General features: G+C 51.0%; 1 rRNA gene. It reads left to right on the top strand.

The features are described 5' to 3' along the window. Positions 1-417 precede the first annotated feature (417 nt). Positions 418-516, top strand: a 23S ribosomal RNA gene (locus ACSBQT_RS17840); the annotation flags it as partial.

Here is a 516-nt window from a genome sequence, read left to right on the forward strand (position 1 = left end):
AAGGAGCACACATCAGAACCCCAACGCAGTGACCGAATGTGTCATCTGGTTGGGAGCTCAAGGGTGGAACATCACTTCTTCCGCTCATACCTTCCAGCGTTGTCCGGTGACTGCCGTGTCGATGTTGGTTGTTGTATGGGCTAGAACGAACACGTTATTGGGTCCTGGAATCACAAACCCCACACAGTGTGTGTGGGTGTGGTTTCAACCAACAGGACCAACCCGATCACCAAGCAGCAGAGGCTTCTGGTGTGTGGTGGTGGGTGTTTGGTAGTGGTTTGAGAATCGTATAGTGGACGCGAGCATCAAACACCATGAGTTTGTGGTGTTTATGTAATGTGATTTTTCTTGTCATCATCTAGTTAAGGTGAATGAAACAATTTTTCGCGCACACGAAGCCGGTCCCTTTGAGGGGTTGGGTGAGTGTGTAAGAGCGCATGGTGGATGCCTTGGCATCAGGAGCCGATGAAGGACGTGGAAATCTGCGATAAGCCTCGGGGAGCCGATAAACAGGCG

It is taken from the genome of Brevibacterium sp. H602, from assembly GCF_051172395.1.
GTDB lineage: Bacteria > Actinomycetota > Actinomycetes > Actinomycetales > Brevibacteriaceae > Brevibacterium.